At 72.5% G+C, this 26,684-nt stretch carries 21 protein-coding genes and 1 riboswitch; of the genes, 9 read left to right on the plus strand and 12 right to left on the minus strand.

The window, feature by feature from the left end; translation table 11 throughout:
- Positions 1-14: 14 nt before the first annotated feature.
- The 6 genes from N7925_RS15600 to thrC all read right to left on the minus strand — a co-directional run bounded on the left by N7925_RS15600 (position 15) and on the right by thrC (position 7,219).
- Entirely contained in the window at positions 15-2,018 is a 2,004-nt protein-coding gene (locus N7925_RS15600; protein WP_274344185.1) for an asparagine synthase-related protein, read from the minus strand.
- A gap of 50 nt (positions 2,019-2,068) precedes the next feature.
- Entirely contained in the window at positions 2,069-2,191 is a 123-nt protein-coding gene (locus N7925_RS15605) for a keywimysin-related RiPP (protein WP_265600216.1), read from the minus strand.
- Positions 2,192-2,887: 696 nt separating this feature from the next.
- Positions 2,888-4,510 (minus strand): chaperonin GroEL, encoded by a 1,623-nt coding sequence (gene groL, locus N7925_RS15610; protein ID WP_265600218.1) that lies wholly within the window; start codon positions 4,508-4,510, stop codon positions 2,888-2,890.
- 449 nt (positions 4,511-4,959) lie between these two features.
- Entirely contained in the window at positions 4,960-5,166 is a 207-nt protein-coding gene (locus N7925_RS15615; RefSeq protein WP_003967346.1) for a cold-shock protein, read from the minus strand.
- A gap of 443 nt (positions 5,167-5,609) precedes the next feature.
- Positions 5,610-5,888, minus strand: coding sequence for a MoaD/ThiS family protein (locus N7925_RS15620; protein WP_003967347.1), 279 nt, complete (start codon positions 5,886-5,888; stop codon positions 5,610-5,612).
- 29 nt (positions 5,889-5,917) lie between these two features.
- Positions 5,918-7,219, minus strand: coding sequence for a threonine synthase (gene thrC, locus N7925_RS15625; RefSeq protein WP_274344186.1), 1,302 nt, complete (start codon positions 7,217-7,219; stop codon positions 5,918-5,920).
- Between the two features lie 19 nt (positions 7,220-7,238).
- Positions 7,239-7,366, minus strand: a riboswitch (SAM riboswitch).
- Between the two features lie 154 nt (positions 7,367-7,520).
- Here thrC and N7925_RS15630 point away from each other — a divergent pair.
- Positions 7,521-8,471 (plus strand): glucosyl-3-phosphoglycerate synthase, encoded by a 951-nt coding sequence (locus N7925_RS15630; RefSeq protein WP_265603896.1) that lies wholly within the window; start codon positions 7,521-7,523, stop codon positions 8,469-8,471.
- Between the two features lie 64 nt (positions 8,472-8,535).
- A complete protein-coding gene (locus tag N7925_RS15635) occupies positions 8,536-9,960 on the plus strand; it encodes an alpha,alpha-trehalose-phosphate synthase (UDP-forming) (protein WP_265600220.1) in 1,425 nt (474 codons plus the stop codon).
- Between the two features lie 85 nt (positions 9,961-10,045).
- Here the strand turns inward: N7925_RS15635 and otsB are convergent, their stop codons facing one another.
- The 3 genes from otsB to N7925_RS15650 form a co-directional block, all read right to left on the minus strand.
- Positions 10,046-10,897, minus strand: coding sequence for a trehalose-phosphatase (gene otsB, locus N7925_RS15640; protein WP_265600221.1), 852 nt, complete (start codon positions 10,895-10,897; stop codon positions 10,046-10,048).
- Between the two features lie 180 nt (positions 10,898-11,077).
- The gene (locus N7925_RS15645; RefSeq protein WP_274344187.1) at positions 11,078-13,714 is read right to left on the minus strand and encodes an ABC transporter permease; all 2,637 of its coding nucleotides are present in this window, start codon (positions 13,712-13,714) and stop codon (positions 11,078-11,080) included.
- Positions 13,708-14,574 carry an ABC transporter ATP-binding protein gene (locus tag N7925_RS15650; RefSeq protein ID WP_274344188.1) on the minus strand — a complete coding sequence of 289 codons (867 nt, stop codon included), beginning with the start codon at positions 14,572-14,574 and terminating at the stop codon, positions 13,708-13,710. Before N7925_RS15650 ends, N7925_RS15645 begins: the two co-directional genes overlap by 7 nt.
- A gap of 134 nt (positions 14,575-14,708) precedes the next feature.
- Here N7925_RS15650 and N7925_RS15655 point away from each other — a divergent pair, with 134 nt between their 5' ends.
- The 5 genes from N7925_RS15655 (at position 14,709) to N7925_RS15675 (ending at position 19,212) form a co-directional block, all read left to right on the plus strand.
- Positions 14,709-16,109, plus strand: coding sequence for a sensor histidine kinase (locus N7925_RS15655; protein WP_274344189.1), 1,401 nt, complete (start codon positions 14,709-14,711; stop codon positions 16,107-16,109).
- Positions 16,109-16,753, plus strand: coding sequence for a response regulator transcription factor (locus N7925_RS15660; protein WP_265600225.1), 645 nt, complete (start codon positions 16,109-16,111; stop codon positions 16,751-16,753). Before N7925_RS15655 ends, N7925_RS15660 begins: the two co-directional genes overlap by 1 nt.
- A gap of 96 nt (positions 16,754-16,849) precedes the next feature.
- A complete protein-coding gene (locus tag N7925_RS15665) occupies positions 16,850-17,794 on the plus strand; it encodes an ABC transporter ATP-binding protein (protein ID WP_265600226.1) in 945 nt (314 codons plus the stop codon).
- Complete coding sequence (locus tag N7925_RS15670) at positions 17,791-18,762, plus strand: ABC transporter permease (RefSeq protein WP_274344190.1); 972 nt, start codon at positions 17,791-17,793, stop codon at positions 18,760-18,762. The genes N7925_RS15665 and N7925_RS15670 overlap by 4 nt, the downstream gene beginning before the upstream one ends.
- 45 nt (positions 18,763-18,807) lie before the next feature.
- Complete coding sequence (locus tag N7925_RS15675; RefSeq protein ID WP_265600228.1) at positions 18,808-19,212, plus strand: GntR family transcriptional regulator; 405 nt, start codon at positions 18,808-18,810, stop codon at positions 19,210-19,212.
- Between the two features lie 97 nt (positions 19,213-19,309).
- Here N7925_RS15675 and N7925_RS15680 read toward each other — a convergent pair whose 3' ends face one another.
- Positions 19,310-21,451, minus strand: a complete 2,142-nt coding sequence (locus tag N7925_RS15680; protein WP_274344191.1) for a serine/threonine-protein kinase — start codon at positions 21,449-21,451, stop codon at positions 19,310-19,312.
- Between the two features lie 126 nt (positions 21,452-21,577).
- Positions 21,578-22,378, minus strand: a complete 801-nt coding sequence (locus tag N7925_RS15685; RefSeq protein ID WP_265600230.1) for a thioesterase II family protein — start codon at positions 22,376-22,378, stop codon at positions 21,578-21,580.
- A 566-nt stretch (positions 22,379-22,944) separates the two neighbouring features.
- On the opposite strand from N7925_RS15685, the gene N7925_RS15690 reads away from it, so the two are divergent.
- Entirely contained in the window at positions 22,945-23,886 is a 942-nt protein-coding gene (locus tag N7925_RS15690; protein ID WP_274344192.1) for a sensor histidine kinase, read from the plus strand.
- Positions 23,887-23,926: 40 nt separating this feature from the next.
- Here N7925_RS15690 and N7925_RS15695 read toward each other — a convergent pair whose 3' ends face one another.
- Positions 23,927-24,946, minus strand: a complete 1,020-nt coding sequence (locus N7925_RS15695) for a hypothetical protein (protein ID WP_274344193.1) — start codon at positions 24,944-24,946, stop codon at positions 23,927-23,929.
- Between the two features lie 372 nt (positions 24,947-25,318).
- On the opposite strand from N7925_RS15695, the gene N7925_RS15700 reads away from it, so the two are divergent.
- Entirely contained in the window at positions 25,319-26,590 is a 1,272-nt protein-coding gene (locus N7925_RS15700) for a PP2C family protein-serine/threonine phosphatase (protein ID WP_274344194.1), read from the plus strand.
- The last annotated feature ends 94 nt before the right edge of the window (positions 26,591-26,684 follow it).

Consider the following 26,684-nt stretch of genomic DNA (forward strand, 5'->3'; position numbering starts at 1 on the left):
TGCCTCGCTGGTGGTCAGATGGGCGGTGTCGGCGATGTCGGCGATGTCGTACGTGTCCGAGGGGCCGGCCAGGCGTCCTCGGCCGTGCGGAGCCAGGTCTCCCCGGCCACGGTGGAGCTGATGGAGTGTTCGACCAGGACCGGTGAGAAGGGTTCGGCGGCGAGCCGGAGCAGTCGGCGGGAGTCGACCAGACCGCGTTCCGCCAGCCGGGAGCCGGTCCACAGAGCGGCCAGTTCCGGCGCGTGTTCACGCAGACCCTGGTGTTCGTCGGCGGACATGTGGTCCTTCGTGGTCCGGGCCAGGAGCGTGTCCGGGACCACGCCGCGCATCGCCTCGACGAGCAGCGGTTTGTAGCGCCAGGGGCTGATGCGCTCCGGCAGGCGGACGGCGAGGGTCGCCTCCAGGACGCGGTCGTCGTAGAACGGCGCGGCGACCGGCAGCCCGATCGTCATGCCGATGTCCTCCATCGCCTGGAAGTGCCGGGCCCCCATCCGTACGGCGTCGATGTCGACGTGCCGGCCGCGCCACGGGTCGATCGGCTCGGCGTGCTCGGCGGCGGCCCGGAACTCCGCGGTGATCAGGGTGTTCGCGTGGTCGGTGAACCAGGGCCGCAGCGACTGCCGTACGCCCCAGGAGAGCAGTGGGGTCCGGGCTACCGGCTGGGGTTCGGCGGTGACCGCCCCGGCGAGCCAGCGGGGGAACGTGGAGCGGTTCAGCAGGGCCCTCACCGTCGGCAGGAGCGGCCAGCCGAGCTGGTGGCGCAGGCCGCCGAGGTGGCTCCAGGCGGTGAACGGGTTGCCGTGGAAGAGGTCCTGGTAGGCGTGGGGCAGACCGAGGAAGAGTTCGTCGCCGCCGTAGCCGGTGAGGTGGTAGCGCGAGCCGGTGGCGTGGGCGCGGCTGAGCAGGAGGTGCGCGCGGGCCCGGCCGGGGGCGACGGGAAGCGGTTCGTCGTTCAACTCGTCGGCGCAGGAGGCCAGACCGGCGTAGAAGTAGGGGACGTCGTCGGCGGGGATGACCTGGTGGTCCAGGGCGGTGGACGCGGTGCTCGTCGTGCTCCGCCCGGCCGCCTCGCCCTTCCCGGCCGCCTCCACCGCCCTCCGCGCCCATGTCTCGTCCTCGCTGTAGCGGTCCCGGGCGGCCACGGTGAGGAGGGCCAGCTCGGCAGGTCCCGTCGCTCGGGCGGCGAACGTGAGCGAGGTGGAGTCCAGTCCGCCGGACAGCTCGCAGCTGATCCGGTCCAGGCCGCCGATATGGGCCCGTACGGAGGCGGCGACGGCGTCACCGAGTCTTCGGGCTCCCTCGTCCAGGGAGAGTTCGGCGGGCGGCGGCTCCCACCAGCGGTGCTCCGTGGGGCCGGGGACGGCGGCCGTGCCCGGTGCTGCGACGGGCAGGGCCAGGCCGTACCCGGCGCCGGTCTCGTACACGCCCCGCCACACGACGCGGCGGCTCAGCGGGTGCGGCAGGAAGTCGAGCATGCGCAGGGCCAGCGCGCCGTCGTCCAGGGGCGCGCCGGTCAGGCGGGCCAGGACGGCGGGGCGGTCGGAGGCGATGGTTCCGGCCTCGGGGTGCCGGGCGTGGTAGATCCGGCGCAGCCCGGAGGCGGTGCCCCGGATCCAGGTCTCGCCGGAGAGCCGGGCGATCACGTGGTGGAGGCCGGGCAGCCGGGCGAGGCGGCGTTCCAGGCCGGCCCGGTCGCGGGCGCCCTCCAGAAGGCCGGCGAGCACGGCCTCGGGGACCCGGCCCGGGCCGATGAGCACGAGGGCGTCGTCGCCCCGGCGGAGGTGGCTCACCTCGCGGACCAGCGGGCGGGCGATGACCCAGGGCCGTCCCGAAGCGTGGGCGACGACCGGCGTCCCGCCCGTACCGGGGCGAAGGCGCGCACTCAGGGAGAGGCCCGCGCCCGCAGGGAGGCCCGTGCCCGGGGAAAGGCCTGTGCCCGGGGGGAGTTGCCCGGCCACCGCCGCTCCCGCCGCACTGTCCGGCAGGACGACGAAGTAGTCACGCGGGTGGCCGGGCATGTTCACCTTCCGGAAGTTCTCATACGGCGCGCAGGAAACCGGGGGCCGGATCAGCTGATGCGACGGACCCAGTACTCCTTGTACGAGCCGTAGAAGTAACCGGCGGTCTTCTTCGAGAAGTCGCCCTGCTTGAACAGCGACGGCTTCACGTAAGCCTTCTTCTGCGGCTTCATGACACCTTCCCTTCTGTGCGGTTGACGACCGTTATGCCCAGTGAGTTCTGCATGACGGACGTTCTTCATGCGACTGGTGTTCACCACGTGAACACCAGAGCCATCATGTCCCGCAGCCCAACCGGTACGCATGATTCCGACTTACCGTCCGAAGTTGGCTGGATAGCGCGAGCGGCGAGGTCCGGGGCGGTCCGCTCCGGGCCGTCTCCACCGGGGCCGGGAACGCCGGTCGGCCGCCGTGTGCAGTCGCACACCGCCGGGTCGCAGACGCGAGGTGGACTGGACCACTGACCGGCTGCGGGCGCCCGACCGGGCGGTGAGCTGCCAGGAGGGGGAGCGGCCCACCGGGGCAGCGGGGAACCAGCCGGAACGGGTCTCCGGGCGGCTCCGCGTCCGCCCTGCCTCCGGGGGCGCGGGCGCACCACCGTGATCGGCACGACCGCGCTGACGCGTGCTGCCTCACCGGGAAGGGCGCGGCAAGTAGCCATTCGGCCACGTGCCCGCACGCGGGGCGGCCGGCGTCGGCGCGCGTCGGGGGACGTCGGGGAACGTCGGGGAACGTCGGGGAACGTCGGCGCGCGTCGGGGAACGCCACAGGGGCGGCACCTCCGTGAAGGAGATACCGCCCCTGTGGGACGTACGGCGAACTTCGATCAGCCGGAGGGCTTCCGGGCGGGCCCGGGACTCCGCGGCGGATCAGAAGTCCATGTCACCGCCCGGCATGCCGCCCGGAGCGGCCGCGCCGGCCTTCTCGGGCTTGTCGGCGATGACGGCCTCGGTGGTGAGGAAGAGCGCGGCGATGGACGCGGCGTTCTGCAGAGCGGAGCGCGTGACCTTCGCCGGGTCGATGATGCCCTCGGCGATCATGTCGACGTACTCACCGGTCGCGGCGTTGAGGCCGTGACCGATCGGCAGGTTGCGGACCTTCTCCACGACGACGCCACCCTCGAGACCACCGTTGACGGCGATCTGCTTGAGCGGGGCCTCCAGCGCGAGCTTCACGGCGTTGGCGCCGGTCGCCTCGTCGCCCGTGAGGTCGAGCTTCTCGAAGACGGCCGAGGCCTGGAGCAGAGCCACGCCACCACCGGCGACGATGCCCTCCTCGACGGCGGCCTTGGCGTTGCGCACCGCGTCCTCGATGCGGTGCTTGCGCTCCTTGAGCTCCACCTCGGTGGCGGCGCCGGCCTTGATGACGGCCACGCCGCCGGCCAGCTTCGCCAGACGCTCCTGGAGCTTCTCGCGGTCGTAGTCCGAGTCGGAGTTCTCGATCTCGGCGCGGATCTGCTTGACGCGACCCTGAACCTGGTCGCTGTCACCGGCGCCGTCGACGATCGTGGTCTCGTCCTTGGTGATGACGACCTTGCGGGCACGGCCGAGCAGGTCCAGGCCGGCGTTCTCCAGCTTGAGACCGACCTCCTCGGAGATCACGGTGCCACCGGTGAGGATGGCGATGTCCGCGAGCATGGCCTTGCGGCGGTCGCCGAAGCCCGGGGCCTTGACGGCGACGGACTTGAACGTGCCCTTGATCTTGTTGACGACCAGGGTGGAGAGCGCCTCGCCCTCGACGTCCTCGGCGATGATCAGCAGGGGCTTGCCCGACTGCATGACCTTCTCCAGCAGCGGGATCAGGTCCTTGACGCTGGCGATCTTCGAGTTGACGATCAGGATGTACGGGTCGTCGAGCGACGCCTCCATACGCTCCATGTCGGTCGCGAAGTACGCCGAGATGTAGCCCTTGTCGAAGCGCATACCCTCGGTGAGCTCGAGCTCCAGACCGAAGGTCTGGGACTCCTCGACGGTGATGACGCCTTCCTTGCCGACCTTGTCCATCGCCTCGGCGATCTTGGCGCCGATCTCGGTGTCGGCGGCGGAGATGGAGGCGGTCGAAGCGATCTGCTCCTTGGTCTCCACGTCCTTGGCCTGCTCCAGCAGAGCGGCGGAGACGGCCTCGACGGCCTTCTCGATGCCCCGCTTGAGGGCCATCGGGTTGGCGCCTGCGGCGACGTTGCGCAGGCCCTCGCGGACGAGAGCCTGAGCCAGAACGGTGGCGGTGGTCGTACCGTCGCCGGCGACGTCGTCCGTCTTCTTGGCGACCTCCTTGACCAGCTCCGCACCGATCTTCTCGTACGGGTCCTCGAGCTCGATCTCCTTGGCGATGGAAACACCATCGTTGGTGATCGTGGGCGCGCCCCACTTCTTCTCGAGGACGACGTTACGGCCCTTGGGGCCGAGGGTGACCTTGACGGCGTCGGCGAGCTGGTTCATCCCGCGCTCGAGACCGCGCCGTGCCTCCTCGTCGAACGCGATGATCTTGGCCATGTGAAGTGGTCCTCCCGGACAGGGGTGGATTCTCCGGACCGAGAGGCGCCCGCGACGGACGGCCTGCCTGCGTGGTGGTTCCTTGCCCCACCGCGCCTGCGGGCCTCACCGGCCCGGTCCAAGTTTCTGTCACTCTCACCTGGAGAGTGCTAACGCCAATGATTAGCACTCGACCCCTGCGAGTGCAAGCGTCCCTCTCCGGATGTGGACAGCGGCGCGCCTCGGAGGCGGACAGGGGCGCGCCTCGGACGGGGACGGGGGCGCGCCTCGGATGGGGACGGCGGGGACGGCAGTACGCCTTGGACGGGGACGGCAGCGCGCATCGGATGGGGACGGCTGCACGCTCCTCCCGGTCGCAGGGCCGCCGGGACGCACGAAGGGCCCGGTCCCCTGATCCGGGGGCCGGGCCCTGCGTGCGTGAGTAGTGTCGTCGGACGACCGCGCCGAGCTCAGCCGACGGCGAGCTTGACCATGTCGGCCTGGGGCCCCTTCTGGCCCTGCGAGATCTCGAATTCAACTCGCTGACCCTCTTCGAGGGTGCGGTACCCGTCCATCTGGATCGCGCTGTAGTGGACGAAAACATCCGCACCACCGTCGACCGCGATGAAGCCGTACCCCTTCTCCGCGTTGAACCACTTGACGGTGCCCTGAGCCATGCCTAACTCCCCTATTACTGGCCCTTGCACGGGACCGCACTTCGCGGACCCGGGTCGGAACTCACCCCCCGACAGGAGAGGGTGGGCGGCGCCGCAGCGCGTCGACCGCGGCCGAATGTATCCGCCCAACTGCCCTCTGCAACAGGTCAATCGGACGAGAATTCCGGGCACGGAAGAACACGCGAATATGCGGGTTTGCTGAGATTTGCGGGCAAGTCGGGCCAGACAAAGGGCACTTATGCCGCAAGAGGTTCACGTACTTTGGCTGCTTCTTATCGGGGCCGGGCGCATTCACATATGCGGGCGGCACGAGCAGCGGACGGGGCTTCCCCAACTGTACCGTGCTCAACCATGCAGAATTGCCCCCTCCGCTTGTCTCGCGGAGGGGGCAACTGTGGTCACTCAGAGGTGCGGTGGGCCGCCGCGCAGCGGCCCTTGACGGTTCAGCAGCCGCCGGCGACCGCGGGGATGATCGAGACGCCCGCGCCGTCGGGCGTGGCCGCGTCCAGGCCGCCCTCGAAGCGCACGTCGTCGTCGTTGACGTACACGTTCACGAAGCGGCGCAGCTTGCCCTGGTCGTCCAGGACGCGGGCCGCGATGCCCGGGTGGTCCTTCTCCAGGGACTCGATGACCTCGGAGAGCTTGGCGCCCTCCGCCGGGACCTCGGCCTGGCCGCCCGTGTACGTACGGAGGATGGTGGGGATACGGACCTTGACGCTCATGGTGGGTGCCTTCCTGAAGTCTCGGGTGATCAGCCGGCGGCGAGGCCCGCGGCGCGGAACGCGTCCAGGCTCGGCTTGATGGTCGCCGTGGCCTGCGAGGTCGCGGAGACCGCGTCCAGCGTCTTGAGGCCGTCGCCGGTGTTCAGGACGACGGTGGTGAGCGCCGGGTCGATGACGCCCGCCTCGATGAGCTTCTTCGTCACGCCGAGCGTCACGCCGCCCGCCGTCTCGCCGAAGATGCCCTCGGTGCGCGCCAGCAGCTTGATCGCGTCGACGACCTGCTCGTCGGTCACGTCCTCCACCGCGCCGCCGGTGCGGCGGGCGATGTCCAGGACGTACGGGCCGTCCGCCGGGTTGCCGATGGCCAGCGACTTGGCGATGGTGTTCGGCTTCTGGGGCCGTACGACGTCGTGACCGGCCTTGAAGGCGGCGGAGACCGGGGAGCAGCCCTCGGCCTGGGCGCCGAAGATCTTGTACGGCCGGTCCTCGACGAGGCCGAGCTTGATCAGCTCCTGGAACCCCTTGTCGATCTTGGTGAGCTGGGAGCCGGACGCGATCGGGATGACGATCTGGTCGGGCAGCCGCCAGCCGAGCTGCTCGCAGATCTCGTACGCCAGCGTCTTGGAGCCCTCGCCGTAGTACGGGCGCAGGTTGACGTTGACGAAGCCCCAGCCCTCGCCGAGCGGATCGCCGATGAGCTCGGAGCAGAAGCGGTTGACGTCGTCGTAGTTGCCCTCGATGCCGACCAGTTCACCGCCGTACACCGCGGCCATGACGACCTTGCCCTGCTCCAGGTCGTGCGGGATGAACACGCAGGAGCGCAGTCCGGCCCGGGCGGCGGCGGCGCCGACGGCTCCGGCCAGGTTGCCCGTGGAGGAGCAGGAGAGGGTGGTGAAGCCGAAGGCGCGGGCGGCCTCCACGGCGATGGCGACGACGCGGTCCTTGAAGGAGTGCGTCGGGTTGCCGGAGTCGTCCTTCACGTACAGGCCGCCGGTGACGCCCAGCTCACGGGCGAGGTTGTCGGCCTTGACGAGCTTGGTGAAGCCGGGGTTGATGTTGGGCTTCTCCGCGACGTCCGCGGGCACCGGCAGCAGCGGGGCGTAGCGCCAGATGTTGTTCGGGCCGGCCTCGATGCGCTTCCGCAGCTCCTCCGGGGAGCCGGTGGGCAGCTCGTAGGCCACTTCCAGCGGCCCGAAACAGGACGCACAGGCGAAAAGGGGGCCGAGCTCGAAACGCTCGCCGCACTCGCGGCAGGAAAGCGCCGCGGCGGGGCCGAGATCGGCGGCCGGGGCGGAAGAAGCGGTGCTACCTGCAACGGTCTGAACAGCCATGATGGCGGAGGTCCCTTTCTCCTCATCTTCCCTGCGACGCATTTCGCCGCAAGACGGAATTGGCACCTTCCCCACCGTGACCTCGCGGTCGGCAGGAGGGTTGCCGGGACTTCAACGGGCCGTTCCCTCAGTCCCTCTGGATGAGCTCTTATGGCGCTGGATCTTCGATCCAGGCGTTTATGTGCGCTCCGACCCCGACATGCGACGGCCATCCGCGTTGTTCAAGACTGTAACCGAAGCACCGGACCGTTGAGATAGTCGTCCGAACCGCGAGATGGATCACACACAGGGAGTGCCGACCGTGCTCGAAGAGGTGGAACGCTGGCTGACCAGGCGTTCCTGGTCGTCCGGCGACCGCCCGCTGAACCGGCTCACCGACGCCCGGGACACCGATCCGCACCGCACGTCCGTGAGCGTGGTGCTGCCCGCGCTGAACGAGGAGGCCACGGTCGGCGCGATCGTGGCGACGATCCGCCGGGAGCTGATGGAGAAGGTCCGGCTCGTCGACGAACTCGTGGTGATCGACTCCGGCTCCACCGACGCCACCGCCGCCGTGGCCCGGGCGGCGGGTGCCCGGGTGGTCCACCGGGACGCGATCCTGCCCCGGATCCCGGCCCTGCCCGGGAAGGGCGAGGTGCTGTGGCGGTCACTCCTGGTGACCAGCGGCGAGATCGTGTGCTTCATCGACGCCGACCTCAGGGACTTCTCCGCGGACTTCGTCTCGGGCACGGTCGGACCCCTGCTCACCGACCCGTCCGTCCAGTTCGTCAAGGCGATGTACGACCGCCCGCTCGGTGACAGGGCAGGTCAGGGCGGTCGGGTCACCGAGCTGGTGGCACGCCCGCTGCTCAATCTGCACTGGCCCCAGCTGGCCGGGTTCGTACAGCCGCTGGGCGGTGAGTACGCGGTGCGGCGGTCCCTGCTGGAGCGGCTGCCGTTCCCGGTCGGTTACGGAGTGGAGCTGGGCCTGCTGGTGGACGCGCTGCACACGGTGGGCCTGGACGCGCTGGGCCAGGTCGACGTCGGCGTGCGCGTCCACCGCCACCAGGACGGGCAGGCGCTGGGCCGGATGGCGGCGGCGATCTACCGCACGGCGCAGCTGCGGCTCTCCCGGGGCCATCTGGTGCGGCCCGCGCTGACCCAGTTCGAGCGCGGCGAGGACGGCTTCGTGCCCCGCACCCATGCGGTGGACACGGAGGAGCGCCCGCCGATGCGGGAGATCGCGGAGTACGCGGAGCGCCACGCGGCGTGAGGCGGTGGGCCGCATGACGCCCTGAGGCGTTTGGGGGCTTCCCGAACGGGCTAGGTTCCGCTACATGGTCTCCGAGCACGCCGAACACGCACCCGCACCCGAACCCGGATCCGCGGCCGCCTCCACGGCCCAGGTCCTCGTCGCGTCCAACCGCGGCCCCGTCTCGTACACCCTCGGCGAGGACGGGACGCTCGACGCCAAGCGCGGCGGCGGCGGGCTCGTCTCCGGGCTGAGCGCCGTCGACGACAAGCTGTGGGTCTGCGCGGCCCTCGGCGACGGGGACCGCGAGGCGGTGCGGCGCGGGGTCGGCGAGGCGGGCGTGCGGATGCTCGACATCGACGCCGAGGTGCACGCCGACGCGTACAACGGCATCGCCAACTCGGTGCTGTGGTTCGTCCACCACCTGCTCTACCAGACGCCCGTGGAGCCGGTCTTCGACGCGGAGTTCCGCCGCCAGTGGGCCTCCTACGAGACGTACAACCGGGCCTTCGCCGAGGCGCTCGCCGAGGAGGCGGGCCCCGGGGCGTCGGTCCTCGTCCAGGACTACCACCTGGCCCTGGTCCCCGGCATGCTCCGTGAGCTGCGCCCGGACCTCAGGATCGGCCACTTCTCGCACACCCCGTGGGCGCCCGTCGACTACTACCGGCTGCTGCCCGACGACATCGCGGAGCAGTTGCTGCGTGGCATCCTCGGCGCGGACCGGGCCGCGTTCCTGACCCGCCGCTGGGCGGACGCGTTCATCGGCTGCTGCACGGAGATCCTCGGCGGGACGGGCCGGACCAGGGTCGGGGTGCACGGCCTGGGGGCCGACGCGGACTTCCTGCGCCGGCGCTCGCACGAGGCCGACGTGGACGAGCGGATGGCGACGCTGCGGGAGCAGGTGGGCGAGGGCCGGAAGACCATCGTCCGGGTGGACCGCACCGAGCTGTCCAAGAACATCGTGCGCGGCCTGCACGCGTACCGGGCCCTGCTGGACGCCCACCCCGAGTGGCGCGAGCGCGTCGTGCACATCGCCTTCGCCTACCCCTCGCGGCAGGACCTCGCCGTCTACCGGGACTACACGGCGGCGGTGCAGACCCTGGCCACGGAGATCAACCAGTCGTACGGCACCGAGACCTGGACGCCGGTCGTCCTCCACGTCAAGGACGACTTCGCTCGCTCGCTGGCCGCGTACCGGCTGGCGGACGTGGCGCTGGTCAACCCGATCCGCGACGGGATGAACCTGGTGGCCAAGGAGGTCCCGGTCGTCTCCGACCACGGCTGCGCGCTGGTGCTGTCACGGGAGGCGGGGGCGTACGAGGAGCTGGGCGAGGACGCGATCGTGGTGAACCCGTACGACGTGGTGGGCACGGCCGAGGCCCTGCACGAGGCACTGACGATGAGCGCCGACGAGCGGTCCGGCCGCACGGAACGCCTGGCCGAGGCGGCGACCGCGCTGCCGCCCCAGCAGTGGTTCCTGGACCAGCTGGAGGCGCTGCGGCAGGGGTGAGCAGGCCGGTCTCCTGACGCGGCTCAGAGCCGCTTCACTCGGCTCGGAACCGCCTGAATCGACGCTCAGGGCGACCTGACTCGGCTCAGAGCCGCTCGGCCAACGCCGCCAAGAAGTCCACCACGGCGGCCGGGCCCGGCACCGAAAGGTCCGCGCGCTCGGCCAGTTCGGGCACCTCGGTGCTGCCGCTGCACACCAAGAGGCCGGGGATGCCGTCCGGGCCCTCGGTCCGCAGCTTCTCCACCGCGGCGAACGCGGCGAGGTCCCCGAGGTCGTCGCCCGCGTAGATGACGGACTCGGCGTCCAGCTCGGCGACGAACGTGGCGAGCGCGACGCCCTTGTCCATGCCGGGCGGGCGCAACTCCAGGACCAGACGGCCCGGTTCGACGATCAGCCCGTGCTTCGCGGCCAGCTCGCCGAGGGGGCCGCGCAGTGTCTCGAAGGCCGCCTGCGGGTCCTGCGCGCGCCGGGTGTGGACGGCGACGGCCTGCCCCTTCTCCTCGATCCAGGTGCCGTGCCAGGAGTCGAGCTCGTGCAGTACGCCCGGGAGTTCGGCCCGAGCGGCGGCGACACCGGGGTGGGGGGCGGGGGCGTTCACGGTGCCGGTCACGGCGTCCCAGCGTTCGGCGCCGTAGTGCCCGAGCACGACGAGGTGCTCCAGACCGGGGACGCCCGCGAAGCCTCCGTAGCGGACCGCGACGCCCGCCGGGCGGCCGGTGATCACGGCGATGGCGGCGACCTTCGGCGCGAGCGCGGCGAGCGCGGTGACGGTGCCGGGGTGGGCGCGGGCCTGCTCGGGGTCCGGGACGATGTCGGCGAGCGTGCCGTCGAAGTCGAGGGCGATGACCGCGCGGTCGGGCCGGGCGAGAACGGCGTCGAGCCCCTCGCGGCCGGCCGGGGTGGTCGGGTTCGGCAGATGTGCGGAGTGGCTGCCCATGGGGCGAGCCTATGCCCTGGACGGGTTGATCACGAGCCTTGTGGATGCGTCGTCGGCTGCTCACGGGCGTAATGGATCCGGCAACGACGCCTCTCAGGCGTTGACGCGGCAACGACGTCTCTCAGACGTTGCGGATCCGGCAACGACTCCTCGCAGGTGCAGGTGAGCAGCCGACGGCGACTACTCCCGGCTGCCCGCAAGTTCGACCGGCCGGGTCCGCAGGGCGAGCGAGGCGGGCAGGACGGCGGAGACGGCGGCCAGGAGCGCGGCGGCCGCGACGACGAGGCCGAGCGTTCCCCACGGCACCACGACGGCGGACATGACGCCCAGCAGCACCAGCGCACCCCACACCACCAGCAGGTTCACCGCCGCGACCACGCCCCCGAGGAAGGCGCCCACCCCGACCGCCACCACCGCCTCGGCCGCGACGAGCCGCAGGACCTGGGGGGCGGTGGCTCCGGCGAGACGGAGCACGGCGAGATCGCGGACCCGGTCGGAGGTGGCCATGACCAGGGTGTTGGCCAGGGCCGTCGCCGTACAGAGAAGAGCGATGCCGAGGATCATCCGGAGCCCGGTCCTGGTCTGGCCGTTCGTCCCCGGGCCGTTCGCGGCCAGCCACTCCGCCCGGGTCGTCACCCGCGTACCGGTGGCGGCCCCGGCGGTGTGCAGCGCGGCGGCGACGGCCCGCCGGTCGGCGCCCTCGGCGACCTTGACGTCGATCCGGTCGACGCCCGCACCCCCGGCGTTGCGCCGGGTGACGTAGACGCCGTTGTCGCCGGTCCCGGTGGCCAGGACGGCGGCGATCCGCAGCGAGGCCTTGCGGCCGTCGCCCAGCCAGACGGTGACCCGGTCGCCGACCCGCGTGGTCAGCCACTCCTCGTTGACGACGATCGCGCCGTCGTCGAGGTCGGAGAGCCGGCCCGCCGTCACGGGCAGCTCCGACACGGCGGCCAGCCGGGCGGGGTCGACCGCGCGCGCCTCGGAGGTGACGAGCGCCGTGTCCTCTTCGAGGGCGGTGACGGCCGTGGACCGCGAGACGCTGACCACGGCCCCCTCGACGGCCCGCGCCCGCTCCACGAAGTCGGGCGTCAGCGGCCGGCCCTCCTGTCCCGAGGTCACCACGAAGTCGGCGGTCGTGGCGGTGCGCGCCTCGGTGGTCCTGGCCTCCTCCAGGGTGGCGACGGTGCCCGTCAGGGTGGCGGCGAGGGCGACGGTGATGAGGACGGGCGCGGCGACGGCCGCGGTCCTGCGCACCCCGGCGGCGGTGTTCTCCCGGAGGAGTACGCCAATGGCGCCGGGCAGCCGCGCGGGCAGCCAGGTCAGCAGCCGGCCGACGGGGCGCACCAGGACGGGGGCCAGGAGCGCGAAGCCGACGACGAGGAGCATGGGCCGGGTGACGTAGGACTTGCGGCCCAGCAGATCGCCGGGGTCGACGGCCAACGCCAGTGCGGGCAGGCCCAGTCCGGCGAGCAGGACCAGGACGGCGGCCGCCCAGCGGCTTGCCGGCATGACGCGGCTGTCGACGGCCGCCTCGCGCAGCGCCTCGGTCGGGGCGGTCCGCCCGGCCCGGTGGCAGGAGACGAGCGCCCCGGCCGTGGCGACGAACACCCCGGTCCAGAAGGCGGTGTGCAGCGGCCAGGAGGCGTCGCCGAGGGCGAACCAGGGTGGTGCGAGCCCCGCTTCCGTCATCCGGCCGACGAGCAGGGGCGCGCCCCCGGCGCCCAGCCACGAGCCCGCGGCCGAGGCGAGGACGCCGACGAGGACCGCTTCGGCGCACACCGTACGGCGGATCTGGCCCGGCGTCGCTCCGACCGTGCGCAACAGGCCGAACTCCCGCCGCCGTTGGGCCACGGCGAAGGAGAACGTCGAGGCCACGACGGCGGCGGAGACGAACAGGGTGATGCCCGCGGCGGTGCCGAGCAGGGCGTTGACGGAGACCAGGGCCCGGGCGTCGCGGTCGGGGTCGGGGTCGGCGCGGCGGCGGTCGTGGCCGGTGAGGACGTCCATGCCGCTGTCCGGCCCGAGCGCCCTGCGTACGGCGGTGGCGTCGGCGTGCACGACGAGGGCGTCGATGTCCGGGGAAATCCGGGCGGCCTCGTCGTCGGTGAAGAAGACGGCGTCCTCGAAGCCCCGGCCGGCCACGGTGCCGACGACGGTCCGGGGGGCGTTACCGGCCGGGGTGCGGACCAGGACGCGCTCACCGGTGCGGAGCGGGATGCCGCCGCCGGGCCGGGTGGTGACGACGATCTCGCCCGGGGCGGCGGGGGCGCGGCCCGAGATGAGGCGGTACGGGGCCGCGGCGGCGACCGGCCACGGGTGCCCGACCCGGGCCTCGGCGGCCTGGCCGGGACGGGGCCCCCTCGCGTCGGCGCCGGTACGAGGAGCCGTGGTGTCGGGGCCGGTTCGCGGCTCCCTCGTGTCTGCGCCCGTTCGAGCAGCCGTGACGTCAGGGCCGGTACGAGCAGCCGTGACGTCAGGGCCGGTACGCGAAACCGTGACGTCCGCCGGGAACGTCCGGTCCTCCACCGTGCGGCCGAGGGCGGCCAGTCGGTCGGCGGTCCGCGGGCCGACCGGTCCGGGGTGGTCGAGCGGCTTGCTCCGGGTCCCGGTCGGGGTGTCGACCCGGAGGTGATCGGCGGCCCGGACGACGACGGGGGCGGCGGCGAACCGTTCGGGCCCCCGCTCCGGCGCGTCGAACGTCGCGGCGAGGGCGAGTCCGGTGGCCGCGATCAGGCCCACTCCCAGGGCCAGGGCGACGAACGACCCGACGAAGGTGACCCAGCGCGTGCGCATCCCGCGCAGTGCCTGCATCAGCACGGGACCACCGCCGGACCGCTGCAGAGCATCGGTGCCGTCGGGGCGGCGCCCGCCGCCATGCGGGCGGCGACCCGCTCCGCCGTGGGCGCGTCCAGCTCGTCCCGGACGCGGCCGTCGGCGAGGAAGACGACCCGGTCGGCGAAGGAGGCGGCGACCGGGTCGTGGGTGACCATGATCACGGTGCGCCCCTCGTCGGTCATCGCCCGCAGCAGGCCGAGCACCACGCGCCCGGCGGTGGAGTCCAGGGCCCCGGTCGGTTCGTCGCCGAAGAGCACCTCGGGCCGGGTCACCAGGGCGCGGGCGATGGCCACCCGCTGCTGCTGGCCTCCGGAGAGCTCGCCGGGCCGGTGACCGGCCCGGTCGCGCAGCCCGACCTGGTCCAGCGCGTGGAGAACCTCGGCCTTGCGCGGCCGTCGGCCGGCGAGCCTCAGGGGCAGGGCCACGTTCTGCGCGGCGGTCAGGGAGGGCAGCAGGTTGAACGCCTGGAAGACGAAGCCGATCCGCCCCCGGCGCAGCCGGGTCAGCCGGGCCTCGCTCAGCCCGGTCAGATCGGTGTCGCCGAGCAGCACCCGGCCGCCGGTCGGCCGGTCCAGGCCCGCGACGCAGTGCAGGAGCGTCGACTTGCCGGAGCCGGAGGGCCCCATGACAGCGGTGAACGTGCCGCGGTGGATGGTCAGGCTGACGTCGTCGAGCGCTTTCACCGTGCGGCCGTCGCCGCCGTCGCCGCCGCCCTCGCGGCCGTCACGGACACCGCGGCCGCCACGGACAGCGCTGCCGTCACGGCCACCGCTGCCGTAGGAACGGGTCACGGACCGGAGCCGGACGGCCGGTACCTGACCGGGGCTTGCTACTGGATTCATGGGGTCCACTCAACCGGCGACGCCCGCACGGCACATCGCAGCGAGAGGGGGTTCCCATGGTGGAGCCAGCTCCACCATGGGAGGGGCAGAGAACAGGGTGGCCGCCCGGGGAACCGTCTCGTAGCGTGCCCGGCATGCTCTCCCCCAGCCCGCCGCCTTCGTCGCCGGAGCCGCGAACCGCCCTCCCCCGGGCCACCCGCCAGGCCCTTCCCCGAGCCGTGCCCCGGGCGCTGTCCCGCCGGCTCCTCGGCGGCCGGCCGTGGCGTGCCGCGCTCTACCTCCTGACCAGCGTGCCCCTCGGCGTCGCGACGCTGGTCGCGCTGCTCCTGCTGGCTGTCGTGGGCAGCGCGCTGACCGTCCTCGTTATCGGGGTGCCGCTGCTGCTGACGCTCGTCCTCGCCGGGATTCCGCTGGCCGCGCTGGAGCGGCGCAGGCTCCGGCTGATCGACCCGGCGCCTCTCCTCGATCCGCACCGCGAACCGCCCGAGCCGGGCCTGGCGTCCTGGCTGCGGACCCGGCTCCAGGAGCGGTGCACCTGGCGGGAGCTGGCGTACGCGCTGCTCTTCGCGTTCGTCCTCTGGCCGCTGGAGGCCCTGGCCGTCGGCAGCGTACTGCTGGTGTGCGGCGGGCTGATCGGGACCCCGGTGATGATGGCGGCGGGCGGGGACGGGGAGGCGCGCGTCCTGAAGCTCTGGCTCGCCGACTCCTGGCCGGAGGCGTTCGCGGTCCTGCTGGCGGGCGTGGTGCTGCTGCCGTTGCTGACCTGGCCGCTGGGGGTGGTGGCCCGGGGCCGGGCCGTACTGACCCGGGCGCTGCTCGCCCCGCCGGACTCCGCGCTCGACTCCCGGATCGCGGAGCTGGACCGGTCGCGTACGCGGTTGGTGGACGCGTTCGAGGCGGAACGCCGCCGTATCGAGCGCGACCTGCACGACGGGGCGCAGCAGCGGCTCGTGGCCCTCTCCATGACGCTGGGCCTCGCCCGGCTGGAGCGACCCGCCGAACCGCTGGGCGGGCTGCTGGACCGGGCGCACGAGGAGGCGTCGGTCGCCCTGGTGGAGATCCGCGAGCTGATCCACGGGATCCACCCCCACATCCTCACCGACCGGGGCCTGGAGGCCGCCGTCGAGGACCTGGCGGACCGCTCGCCGGTCCCGGTCGAGGTGCTCCTGGCCGTACCGGGCCGACTGCCCCAAGCCGTCGAGACCGCGGTCTACTTCGCGGTCAGCGAGGCGCTGACGAACGTGGCGAAGCACAGCGGGGCGAGCCGCGTGACGGTGACCGGAGTGACCGTGCGGCACTCGCTGTCGGTGGAGGTCGAGGACGACGGGCGCGGGGGCGCGCGGCTGGGCGGGACGGCCGACGGGGGCAGGAGCGGGAGCGGGACGGCCGACGGGGGCAGGGGCGGGACGGGCCTCCAGGGCGTCGCCGATCGCCTCTCGGTGCTGGGCGGCACCCTGCTACTGTCCAGTCCGCCCGGGGGGCCGACGGTGTTCCGGCTGGAGGTTCCCTGCCCGCCCGCGGATTCGAGGACCTGATGCTGCGCGTCGTACTGGCCGAGGACAGCGTGCTCCTGCGCGAGGGCCTGGTCGGCCTGCTGGAACGCTTCGGGCACCGGGTCCTCGCCGCGGTGGGCACCGCCGAGGAGCTGACGGCCGCCGCCCTGGAGCACCGCCCGGACATCGTGGTGACCGACGTCCGGATGCCGCCCGGCTTCTCGGACGAGGGCCTGCGGGCCGCGGTCACGCTGCGCGGGAAGCTGCCGGGGCTGCCGGTGCTGGTGCTCAGCCAGTACGTCCAGCGCACCTACGCCGAGGACCTGCTGGACGCCTCGGACGGTACGGGGGTGGGCTACCTCCTCAAGGAGCGCATCGGCCACGTCGAGGAGTTCGCCGACGCGCTGCGCCGGGTGGCCGAGGGCGCCACGGTGGTGGACCCCGAGGTCGTACGGCAGCTGATCCGGCGCCGCCGCGACCCGCTCGCCCGGCTCACCGCCCGCGAGGTGGAGGTGCTCGCGCTGATGGCGGAGGGCCGGTCCAACGCGTCCGTCGCCGAGGCCCTGCGCGTCAGCGAGGGCACGGTCAGCAAGCACTTCGGGTCGATCCTCACCAAGCTCGACCTCGACGTCTCGGACGCCACCAACCGCCGGGTGCTCGCGGTCCTGGCGTTCCTGCGCGGCTGAGCCCGCCACCTCTCCCTCCCGCTCGTCAGGCTTGACAGCCATTCCCCCACGACTCCATGATTCCATTAATTGACTAATGGAATCGAGGCGAGGCGCGTGGCAGACACGAGCATCCCGAACGCGACGTCCGGCAGCTGGGCGCTGGAAGCCCGCGGCCTGGGCAAGCGCTACCGGCGCGGCTGGGCGCTGCGCGACTGCTCCTTCCGGATCCCGGCCGGCCGCATCTGCGGTCTGGTCGGCCCGAACGGGGCGGGCAAGAGCACCCTGCTCGGACTGGCGACCCGGCAGGTGCAGCCGACCACCGGCGAACTGCGGGTCTTCGGCGTACCGGTCGACGACCCCGCCGTGATGCCCACGTTCGCGTTCCTCGGCCAGGAGAAGCCGCTGTTCAAGCGGTTCACCGTCGCCGACACCCTGCGCATGGGCGCCGAACTGAACCCCGCCTGGGACGCGGCCGCGGCGACGCGGATCGTCCGCTCGGGCAACGTCGCGCTGGACGCGAAGGTCGGCACGCTCTCCGGCGGCCAGCGCACCCGCGTAGCCTTCGCTCTCGCCTTCGGCAAGCGGCCCGACCTGCTGCTCCTGGACGAGCCGATGTCGGACCTCGACCCGCTGGCCCGCGACGAGATGAGCACCCTGCTGATGGCGGAGGCCGTCGAGCGGGGCACCACGGTGGTGATGTCCTCGCACATGCTGACCGAGCTGGAGGACATGTGCGACTACCTGCTGGTCGTCTCCGAGGGCCGGATCCGGATGGCCGGTGACGCCGACGCGCTGGTCCCGGCCCACGCGCTGGTCACCGGGGTGGCCCGGGACGGCTCGCTGCCGCCCGAGCTGGCCGACCACACCGTCGTCGAAACCCGCCTCCAGGGGCGGCAGTTCCAGGCGATGATCCGGCCGAAGGCGCCGATCCCGGCCGACTGGGAGAGCGCCGAACCCTCCCTGGAGGAAGTCCTCCTCGCCCATCTCCGCTCCCCGGACGCGCCCTCGCTCTACACCCAGGGCGCCCGCGTCGAGGCCGAAGGGACCCAGGCCGCATGAGCACCACCCTCACCGAGAAGCCCGCCGCAACCGCCTCCGGACGCCGCCTGCTGCGCGGAATGCCGTGGCTCGTCGTACGCCAGCACCGGACCGCGCTGACCTGCGTCCTGGGCCTCACCCTGCTGACCGCGCTCTGGATCGCGTACGAGCGCCACGAACTGGGCCAGCTGCTCGACGCGAAGGGCTGGCCGGAGAAGGACGCGGGCCAGCCGCTGGAGAACCACCGCGGCTACGAGTACATCACCTCCATCCTCGGCGGCCTCCCCCTGATCCTCGCCGTCTTCATCGGCGCCCCGCTGATCGCGGGCGACCAGGAGAACGGCACCGCGCAGCTCGTCACCACCCAGTCGGCGACCCGCCGCCAGTGGCTGATCGCCAAGCTGGGCCTGGCCTACACCCTCGCGCTGGTCTCCGGCGTGGTGCTCTCGGCGCTGTTCACCTGGTGGTGGAAGCCGTACCGCTCAGTCTTCCTCAGCGAGTGGATCGACGGCGTCATCTTCGACAACACCGGGCCCGTCCTGCCGGCGCTCCTGCTCTTCCTCACCGCGGCCGGGATCACCATCGGCGCCCTGATCCGCCGGACGCTCCCGGCCATGGTGGTCACGTTCCTCTTCACGGTGATCACCACTTTCGTCTGGGACGAGATCCGCGTACGCCTAGGCTCCACGCACCTCTTCACGTACCCGATGGGCACCGAACTCCCGGCCCGCTACGCCGAGTCGTACGAGGTGGACCGCTGGGTCGGCAGCGCCGACGGGACCCTGTACGGCTGGGGCACCTGCGCCGAGGCGACCGATAAGGCGCAGAACGCGTGCATCAAGGAACACGGCATCGTCAACGACGTGATCGAATACCTCGACTACAGCCAGATGGCGCCGATGCAGTGGACCGCCGCAGGCATCCTGCTCGCCGGGACAGCCCTGCTCACGGCGTTCACTCTGTGGCGGGTCACCCGCCGCCCGCTGTGAAGACCGCCCTCTCCTCCTACGTAAAATGTCGCAAGCGAGCGGAAGGTGAAGACCGTGGTCGTGTTCCGCATCGACCGGCGCAGTGGAGTGGCGACCTATCTCCAGATCGTCCGGCAGGTCGAGCAGGCGCTGCGCATGGGCGCGCTGGAGGAGGGCGACCGGCTGCCCACCGCCGCCCAGGTCGCCGCGACCACCAAGGTCAACCCGAACACGACCCTGAAGGCCTACCGCGAACTGGAGCGCATGGGCCTCGCCGAAGTGCGCCAGGGAGCGGGCACGTTCATCACCCGCTCCCTCGCCCAGCCCCAGTCCGGCCCCGGCTCACCGCTGCGCTCCGCGCTCGCCGAATGGCTGGACCGGGCCCGCGCCGAGGGCCTCACCGGGCAGGACGTCACGGCCCTGTTCCACGCGGCGTTCGAGAGCGCGTACCCGGGCGAGGCGCCGGGCTGACCGACCCGGACCGAGTGTCCCGGACCGACTGACTCGGACCGACCGCCTTCGGACCGACTGACTCGGACCGACCGCCTTCGGACTGACCGGCGCCGGTTCAGGCGCGGTTGTAGCGGTAGCCGCTGCCGTGGGCGGGACCGACGTCGTGCTGGATGCCGGACCCTGCGACGGCGAAGAACGAGGGGTCGGTGTCGCGGCACATACCGGTGGAACGGGCCTGGTCCACCACGGCGGTCCCGACGTTGATCCGCTGCCCGCCGTCCGCCACGGACGTCAGCTTCGCCGTGTACTCGCAGTGCCCGGAGCCCTGTACGTCGGCGACGAGGGTCACCGCGCTCTGCCCCGGCGACACCCGCCGGACGACCACGGTGTGGGGCTGGAGGGCGTTGTACTGGGACGCGATGGCCCAGGTCCCGACGAAGTGCTGCGGCACCCGGCCGTCCGGGGCCGCGGGGTCCGGGTCCGGGGCGGGCGGTTTCGCGGCGCCCCCCGAGCCGCCCGCCCCCGACGCACCGGTCTCGCCCTGCGCGGTGTCTCCGCCGGAGGCAGCCGCCCCGTCGCCTCCGGACGGCCCCCCTCCGGAGGCGGAGCCACCGCCGCTACCGGCGTCCTGCCCGCCCTGACCGTCACCACCGTCGCCGCCTTGGTCCTTCTCCTCCCCGTTCTCCTTGCCCTTCTCCTTCTCCCTCTCGCCATCCTTGGCGCTGTCCTTGTCGTCCGCGTCGTCGCTGTCCCCGGAGGGGGAGGCGGCAGGGCCGGAGGGGGCGCCGGCGGCGGGCGGCGCGGTGGCCCCTCCGCCCCGGGCGTCGGTGGCGCCACCGGGATCGCGGTTGAGGAAGGCCGTCGTGCCGCCGGCCGCCAGCACGGCGACGACGACGGCCGCGACGATCCAGGTACGCCGACGGCGATGCCGAGGCCGGCCCCCGGTCGGCGCGGGCGGGAGCGCGGGCGTCGAGTCGGCCGTCGGCGTACCTGGACCGTCGCCCTTCGCCGGTGCCGGCCGCAGATCGACGGTGCCGAGGTCACGAGGAGCGGGAACGGGAGCGGGAGCGGGGGCGGCCGGGGGCTCGGCACTCCCCGGTACGTCGACGGCGTCCTCGGCCTCCGGCGCGCCCGCACCTGGCGGAACCTCCGGGGCCTCCGGGGCCTCCGGGGCCTCCGGGGCCTCCGGGGCACGCCGTGCGTCCAGGCCCACCGGCCTCTCCGCAGCATCAGCGGCATCCTCGGCCTCCGGCACGTCCGTACCTCGCGCCACCTCTGCGGCCTCCGGCGCCTGCGGCACCTCCGCGTCGAGCAACAGCGCCGACTGCTGTGCCAGCCGGGCCAGGAGTACCGGCGGCAGCCAGGCACCGCGCGGCGAGGCCGAGGACGGCGCGGGCGTCAGCGCCTCCAACAGCGCCTTCACACCCGGGCGTTCGGCGGCGCTCTTGGTCAGGCAGCGTTCGATCAGCTCGCGCAGGGGGGTGTCCGTCACCGCAGCGAGGTCCGGCGGGGACTGGACGATCCGGAACATCACCGCGTGCTGGTTGCTCACCCCGGCCCCGAACGGCAGGCGTCCCGTGGCCGCGTACATCAGCACACAGCCGAGGGAGAAGACGTCCGCCCCGGGCCCGGTCTCCTCTCCGAGGATCTGCTCGGGCGCCATGAAGCCGGGCGAGCCGATGACCATGCCGGTGCTGGTCAGCAGGGACTCCACGGAGACCTGGAGTGCGCGGGCGATGCCGAAGTCGATGACGCGGGGGCCGTCGACGGTGAGCAGGACGTTGGACGGCTTCAGGTCCCGGTGGACGATCCCGGCGGCATGGATGCCGCCCAGCGCCCGCAACAGCCCCTCGGCCAGGGCGTGCACCGAAGCGGCGGGCAGCGGACCGTGCTCCCGGACGGCCTGTTCGAGCGAGGGGCCGGGCACATAGCCGGTGGCCACCCACGGCGGCTCGGCGTCCGCGTCGGCGTCGAGCACGGGGGCGGTGTAGCGCCCGCCGACCCGCCGTGCCGCCGCGATCTCCCGCCGGAAACGGGCCCGGAACTCCCCGTTCGCGATGTGCTCCTCGTGCACCACCTTCACGGCCACGGTGCGCCCGCCCGCCGAGCGGGCCAGATAGACCCGGCCCATCCCGCCCGCACCGAGCCGGCCGAGCAGGGGATACGGCCCGATCCGGACCGGATCACCGGCCGCGAGCGGACGTATGCCCTCCATCGCCGTGTAGCGCCCGCTGTCCTCGCCCGTGCCTTCGCCCATGCTGACCCGATCCCCCGATGGCCTTGTCCCCTGCGGTCGTTCACGCCCGGCCGGAGCCGTGTGCGCCCGCCAAGGATAGGAGCACAGGGGGCCGGTGCTTCATGCGGATCCCGGCGGGAGGCAGGGTCAGGGAAAGCGGGGGCCGTCGTCGGCAGGGCGCAGGCGGGCGAGGACCGACCGGAGCAGTGGCTCGCGCTGCTCGACCAGGTAGAAGTGGCCTCCGGGCAGGACGTCCAACCGGAAGCCGCCGGACGCGACGTCGGACCACGCCGACATGTCCTCCACCGAGGTGCCCGGGTCCTCGTCCCCGATGTACGCGTACACGGGGCAGCTGACCGGATCGGCGGGGCGCGGACCGTAGGTCCCGACGATCGTGAAGTCGCCGCGGATGGCGGGCAGGATGATCTCCCGGAGGTCCGGGTCGCGGAGGACCGACTCGTCGGTGCCACCGAGCCGGCGCACCTCCTCGATCAGCGCTTCGTCACCCTGTTCGTGCAGGGCCCGCGGGGTCAGGCGGTGCGGCGGCCTGCGGCTCGACACATGCAGCGCCGCCGGGCTCCTCCCGCGCCGGTGCTCCAGACGCAGCGCCACCTCGTAGGCGAGCGAGGCTCCCATGCTGTGGCCGAAGAGGGACAGCGGTGCGTCGTGGAAGGGGAGGATCACCTCGGTCACCCGGTCGGCCAGCTCGTCCATCGCCGTGATGCAGGGGTCGCCCAGCCGGTCCTGGCGTCCGGGATAGCGCGCGACCAGCAGCTCCGTACCGCTGTCGAACGCGGTGCCCCAGGAATGGAAGAAGCCGGCCGAGCCGCCCGCGTGCGGCAGGACCAGCAGCCTGCGACGGACGCCCGCCGTCGCGGGGTAGCGGCGCAGCCATCCGTCCGCGACGACGTTGGCCGACGGTGCGGTGCGGGGGGTGCCGACGTTCATACGGTCATCCTTCGGGCTCTGCGGCTCCTGGCGATGGGGGGCCGCTCGACTGAGAGTTGGAGTGATGGGGAGCCGGATGACGGGTGTATCCGCGGCAGGGTCATCGCCACGTGGTCCTCCGCGGGCAGGCTCACCGACCGTTCGAGGCGTGCCAGGTCGAAGAATATCGCGCCGCGCACCAGCAGTTCGGGGTTCCCGGCACCACCGAGCTGACAGACGAAGGAGAACCTGACCTGACGGAATACGGAGAATCCGGGAGGTGGGGACGAACACGGCGAACCGCGCCCGAGGCCGCCTCCGGGATCGCGCCGTCAGCCCGTTCTGCGCAGCCCTGGCGTCCTTCGCGGTCGTGGTGCCGGCCGGTCTCCTGACGGGCCCATCTGCCGGTTGGCGCGCGGTCCTGCCCATGATGGTCGCGGTGCTGGGCGCCCTCGCCGTGGCCACACTGGACGGCAGGGACCGGCTCGTCCCGGCGGCCGCCGCCGTGGTGGCCGTGAGCTCCGCCCTCGGCACCCTGTTTCGGGGACCCTCCGGCCCCCGAGACGGCGACCGGCGTTGCCACCCTGGTGGAGATCACGGGGCTCCTGCTGCTCGTCTGCCTGGTCGCCCGGTACGCCGGGACCCGGCAGGCCTTCGTGCTTTGTACCGTGCTCGGGGTTCTGGCATCGACGGCGCTCCTGCGGCTCCACCTCCCTCCGCCCCCGCTGGAAGCCGCCGCGCAGAGCTCCTTCTTCGCGCTCGGCGCCATCGCCGCGGCCGCCGCGGGCGGCGGTCTGCGCGCCCTGGAGACCCGGAGGCTCCGGGCGGTGCACGACGCCCGGCTCAGTCAGCGACTCCAACTGGCGGGCGATCTGCATGACTTCGTGGCCCACGACGTCTCGGGCATCGTCGCACTGGCGCAGGCGGCCCAGGTGATCGGCGCGGACCGGCCGGAGAAGATCATGCCGCTCCTCCAGCAGATCGAGGCCTCCGGCCTCCAGGCCCTCGGCTCCCTGGACCGTACGGTCCACATGCTCAGGTCCTCCGACGGAACCCCCGCAGCCGGCCCGGGCCCGTCCGACGCTTCACAGTCGGCGGCCTACGGTCTGGAGGACATCGTGGACGTCGTGGACCGGTTCCGCGCGACCGGCGGAGCCGAAGTCCGCCTGGACACTGACGAGTTGGCCGAGCAGCCCGGCCGAGTCCCGCGCGAAGTGGCGAGCATGGCCCACCGCGTGGTGGTGGAGGCGTTGACCAACGTACGGCGGCACGCCGGCAGCGCACCGTGGGTGACCGTGTCCGTGACGCTCGGCCCCGAACACTCGAAACCGGTGCTCACCGTGTCCGTGGCCAACGGCTCGCCCGCCATCAACGAGAAGGGCGGCAGGCACCTGGGCGACCGGGGACGGCACGGTGCCAGCGGCCTGGAAGGTCTCGCCGAACGCACCCGGGCGCTCGGGGGGAGCCTGGAGTTCGGCGTTCGCGGGGAACACGGCTGGCGGGTCACCGCGGTCCTGCCACTGAGCTGAGCCCCTTCTGCCGTGCCGGTCCACCCCACACCCGCTCGGCTCAGCCGCGGGTGCAGCGCTTGCACGCCCCGCGCCGCCGGAAGTAGTAGGCGAGCGCGGCGGCCGCCAGGGCGATGCCCCAGACCGGCCAGATCATCTCCGGAACAGTGGCCCTCCAGTCGTCCTTCTGGTTGTCGAAGGCCCCCTGGAAGCGCAGTCGGATGTACATGACCCCGGCGATCGTCACCATGACGGAGACCAGCGTGGCCGGAACGACAGCCAGGCTCAACGGCACCCGTCGGCCCCTGAGACCCACCATCCACCGGGGGAAGACCTCGCCCCAGCGCTGCACCAGGCCCAGGGTGAGCAGCGAGCCGAGCGCTCCCATGGTGGCGAGCGCGGCGCCGGCGATCCAGAGGTTGTCCTCCTTGCCCTCCTCCCACAGCTCCTCGGAGATGCCGAGCGGAATGCCCAGGGCCCAGGCCCACCGGGTGCCGGCGTACAGCAGCGGGACGACGACTGCCGTGCGGGCGGCCCACTTGCCCCAGCGGGACGCGGCCTCCGGCGAGGTCCATCCGGCGCCCGAGCCGGTACGCCCGCAGCCGGTGCACGCGCCGGAGGTGCGGCGCTGGTAGATGATCGCCGAGACGAGCATGAGGCCCACCGAGACCACCGCGAACAGTTGATTGATCACCGTCCAGTTGATCGCGCTGAACTTCAGCATGAAGACATAGGCGAGATTGCCGAGGATGCGGAAGTCGGCGAGCGTGCAGAACACCGCGCCCGCCGAGAACGCGGAGGCGCCCACCAGTACCCGGGCGGGTATCCGCCGACGGCCCGGCAGCGCGAGGAGGAGAGCGACCGCCGCGCTGCCCAGGAACCCGCCCGCGATCCACGGCGCCAGCCGGTCGCGGCCGACTTGCTCGAAGGCCGAATACTCCGGGTTGGCGTCGTCGGCGCCGAACGGGAACCCGTCCCCGCCGAAGGCCCAGTAGGCGTGGGCGAGCCCGTAGAAGAGGAGCGCGAGAAAGGCCAAGTAGCCGATCAGGGACGCACGCCACGGGTCGCCACGGGTCGCCACTGATGAAGTGCAGCTTCTCCCGGACGGGTCAGAAGTCGGCGTCCCTGGACGGATCGCGCTTCGACGCGTCCAACAGGCGGCTCATCGCCTTCCGAGGCGCCCGCCAAAGGGAAGCCCGCGGTGTCCGTCGGGAGGACCACTGTACGAAGGACCGCTCGCTGCCCTCACCACGGCTGCGCATCCTTGCGGCGGCCCGCGGCGCATCGCCGGAACACGACACCCGCGCACGAGCGGACCCGTCGTGTCAGGGGCGCGTCGCCCGACCGAGTAGTAAGCCGTGCCCTGCGGTGGGGTAGCTTGCCTGTCGTGTTCGGCCGGAAAGTCGTGTCGCCAGGCACGTACACGCGGGCACGCCGGCGGGAGGTCGCTTCCATGCGGGACAGCGAGAAGGACGGCCTGGGTGAGGCGCTGGCCGCGGCGGAGGCCGCGCCGCCGGTGGAGTCCGTCGACGTCATAGCCGCTTCTTTGCGCAGACAGCTCAAGGCTCGGTCGGTGTCGTTCCTGATCACCGACTTCACGGGCGCCTCCGTCGTCCGCCTGGGCACCGCGCACGACATCGACCTGGAGCGTTCCGCAGATCCGATCCCCGTCTCCGGCACCGTCTACGACAAGGTGATCCGAACCCAACGGCCGCACGTAGAGGCCATAGAGGGCGGTACGTGGACGCGGGTGATCGCACCGGTCACCAATCGCGGGGACGCGCTCGGGCTGCTGGAGCTCCATCTGCCCCAGTACCCCGGGGCGGACACGTTGCTGAGAATCAGCCGGAGCGCCCACGCCCTGGCCTACATCGTTATCGCGAACCGGCCCTTCACCGACCTGTACCAGTGGGGTCGGCGTACCTCCCCACTGGGCCTGGCCGCCGAGATTCAGCACCGGCTGCTACCCACGTCGCTGGCCTGCGAGGCGGCCCAGTTCGCGGTCGCCGGGGCCTTGGAGCCGGCCGAGCATGTCGGCGGCGACACCTTCGACTACGTCATAGACCGCGACTACGTCCAGCTGTCGGTCACCGATGCCATGGGGCACGACGTGGATGCCGCGCTCCTGGCCACTCTCCTCGTAGGCGCACTGCGCCGCGCCCGCAGGCAGGGGGCCGACCTCAACGAACAGGCGCGAAGCGCCGACCGGGCCGTGGTCGAGCACAGCGGCGGCCGCTACGTCACCGGCCAACTGCTGCGGATCAGCCTGCACGACGGTCGAACCGAGTTCATCAACGCCGGCCACCCCTGGCCCCTGCGCCTGCGCGGCGGGAAGGTCGAGGAGATCACACCGGCCGTCGACATGCCCTTCGGCTTCCTGGCGCCCCACACCTACTCGGTCCAGGAGCTGGACTTGCAAGCCGGCGACCGGCTGGTCATGCTCACCGACGGAATGCTGGAGCGCAGCGCTGCGGACCTCGATCTGCCGGCCCTCGTCGAGAGCACCCAGGACCTGCACCCGCGGGAGGCCGCCCGCGTCCTGATCGAGCACGTCGTCCATGCCCATGACGGGCGCCTGGACGACGACGCCACCGTGATGTGCCTGGACTGGTACGGCACCGGCGTCACCCGCCGCGACGCCGACCACGGCGCCGACGTCTCCGAAGCATCCCCGACGGTCGGCCGGCACACCTATCCCCCAGAGCCCGCTGAGCCTGCAAGCTGAAGTAGCCGGCCGGGCCCATCCCCCGTATCGGAGTGTGCGCCGAGCCCAAAGGCCGACGCGACAGGGTGGTAAGCCGACTGGCTCCCGAAGCCGT

This window comes from Streptomyces sp. CA-278952 (assembly GCF_028747205.1).
Classification (GTDB): Bacteria; Actinomycetota; Actinomycetes; order Streptomycetales; family Streptomycetaceae; genus Streptomyces.

Excerpts from the sequence above, each read along its gene's own strand:
- N7925_RS15680 (WP_274344191.1), bottom strand. The coding sequence starts at position 21,451 with ATGGGCGAAGGCACGGGCGAGGACAGCGGGCGCTACACGGCGATGGAG.
- otsB (WP_265600221.1), bottom strand. The coding sequence starts at position 10,897 with ATGGGCAGCCACTCCGCACATCTGCCGAACCCGACCACCCCGGCCGGC.
- N7925_RS15650 (WP_274344188.1), bottom strand. The coding sequence starts at position 14,574 with ATGAATCCAGTAGCAAGCCCCGGTCAGGTACCGGCCGTCCGGCTCCGG.
- N7925_RS15615 (WP_003967346.1), bottom strand. The coding sequence starts at position 5,166 with ATGGCTCAGGGCACCGTCAAGTGGTTCAACGCGGAGAAGGGGTACGGC.
- N7925_RS15685 (WP_265600230.1), bottom strand. The coding sequence starts at position 22,378 with ATGAACGTCGGCACCCCCCGCACCGCACCGTCGGCCAACGTCGTCGCG.
- N7925_RS15655 (WP_274344189.1), top strand. The coding sequence starts at position 14,709 with ATGCTCTCCCCCAGCCCGCCGCCTTCGTCGCCGGAGCCGCGAACCGCC.
- N7925_RS15670 (WP_274344190.1), top strand. The coding sequence starts at position 17,791 with ATGAGCACCACCCTCACCGAGAAGCCCGCCGCAACCGCCTCCGGACGC.
- groL (WP_265600218.1), bottom strand. The coding sequence starts at position 4,510 with ATGGCCAAGATCATCGCGTTCGACGAGGAGGCACGGCGCGGTCTCGAG.
- N7925_RS15600 (WP_274344185.1), bottom strand. The coding sequence starts at position 2,018 with ATGCCCGGCCACCCGCGTGACTACTTCGTCGTCCTGCCGGACAGTGCG.
- N7925_RS15660 (WP_265600225.1), top strand. The coding sequence starts at position 16,109 with ATGCTGCGCGTCGTACTGGCCGAGGACAGCGTGCTCCTGCGCGAGGGC.
- N7925_RS15635 (WP_265600220.1), top strand. The coding sequence starts at position 8,536 with ATGGTCTCCGAGCACGCCGAACACGCACCCGCACCCGAACCCGGATCC.
- thrC (WP_274344186.1), bottom strand. The coding sequence starts at position 7,219 with ATGGCTGTTCAGACCGTTGCAGGTAGCACCGCTTCTTCCGCCCCGGCC.
- N7925_RS15620 (WP_003967347.1), bottom strand. The coding sequence starts at position 5,888 with ATGAGCGTCAAGGTCCGTATCCCCACCATCCTCCGTACGTACACGGGC.
- N7925_RS15605 (WP_265600216.1), bottom strand. The coding sequence starts at position 2,191 with ATGAAGCCGCAGAAGAAGGCTTACGTGAAGCCGTCGCTGTTCAAGCAG.
- N7925_RS15700 (WP_274344194.1), top strand. The coding sequence starts at position 25,319 with ATGCGGGACAGCGAGAAGGACGGCCTGGGTGAGGCGCTGGCCGCGGCG.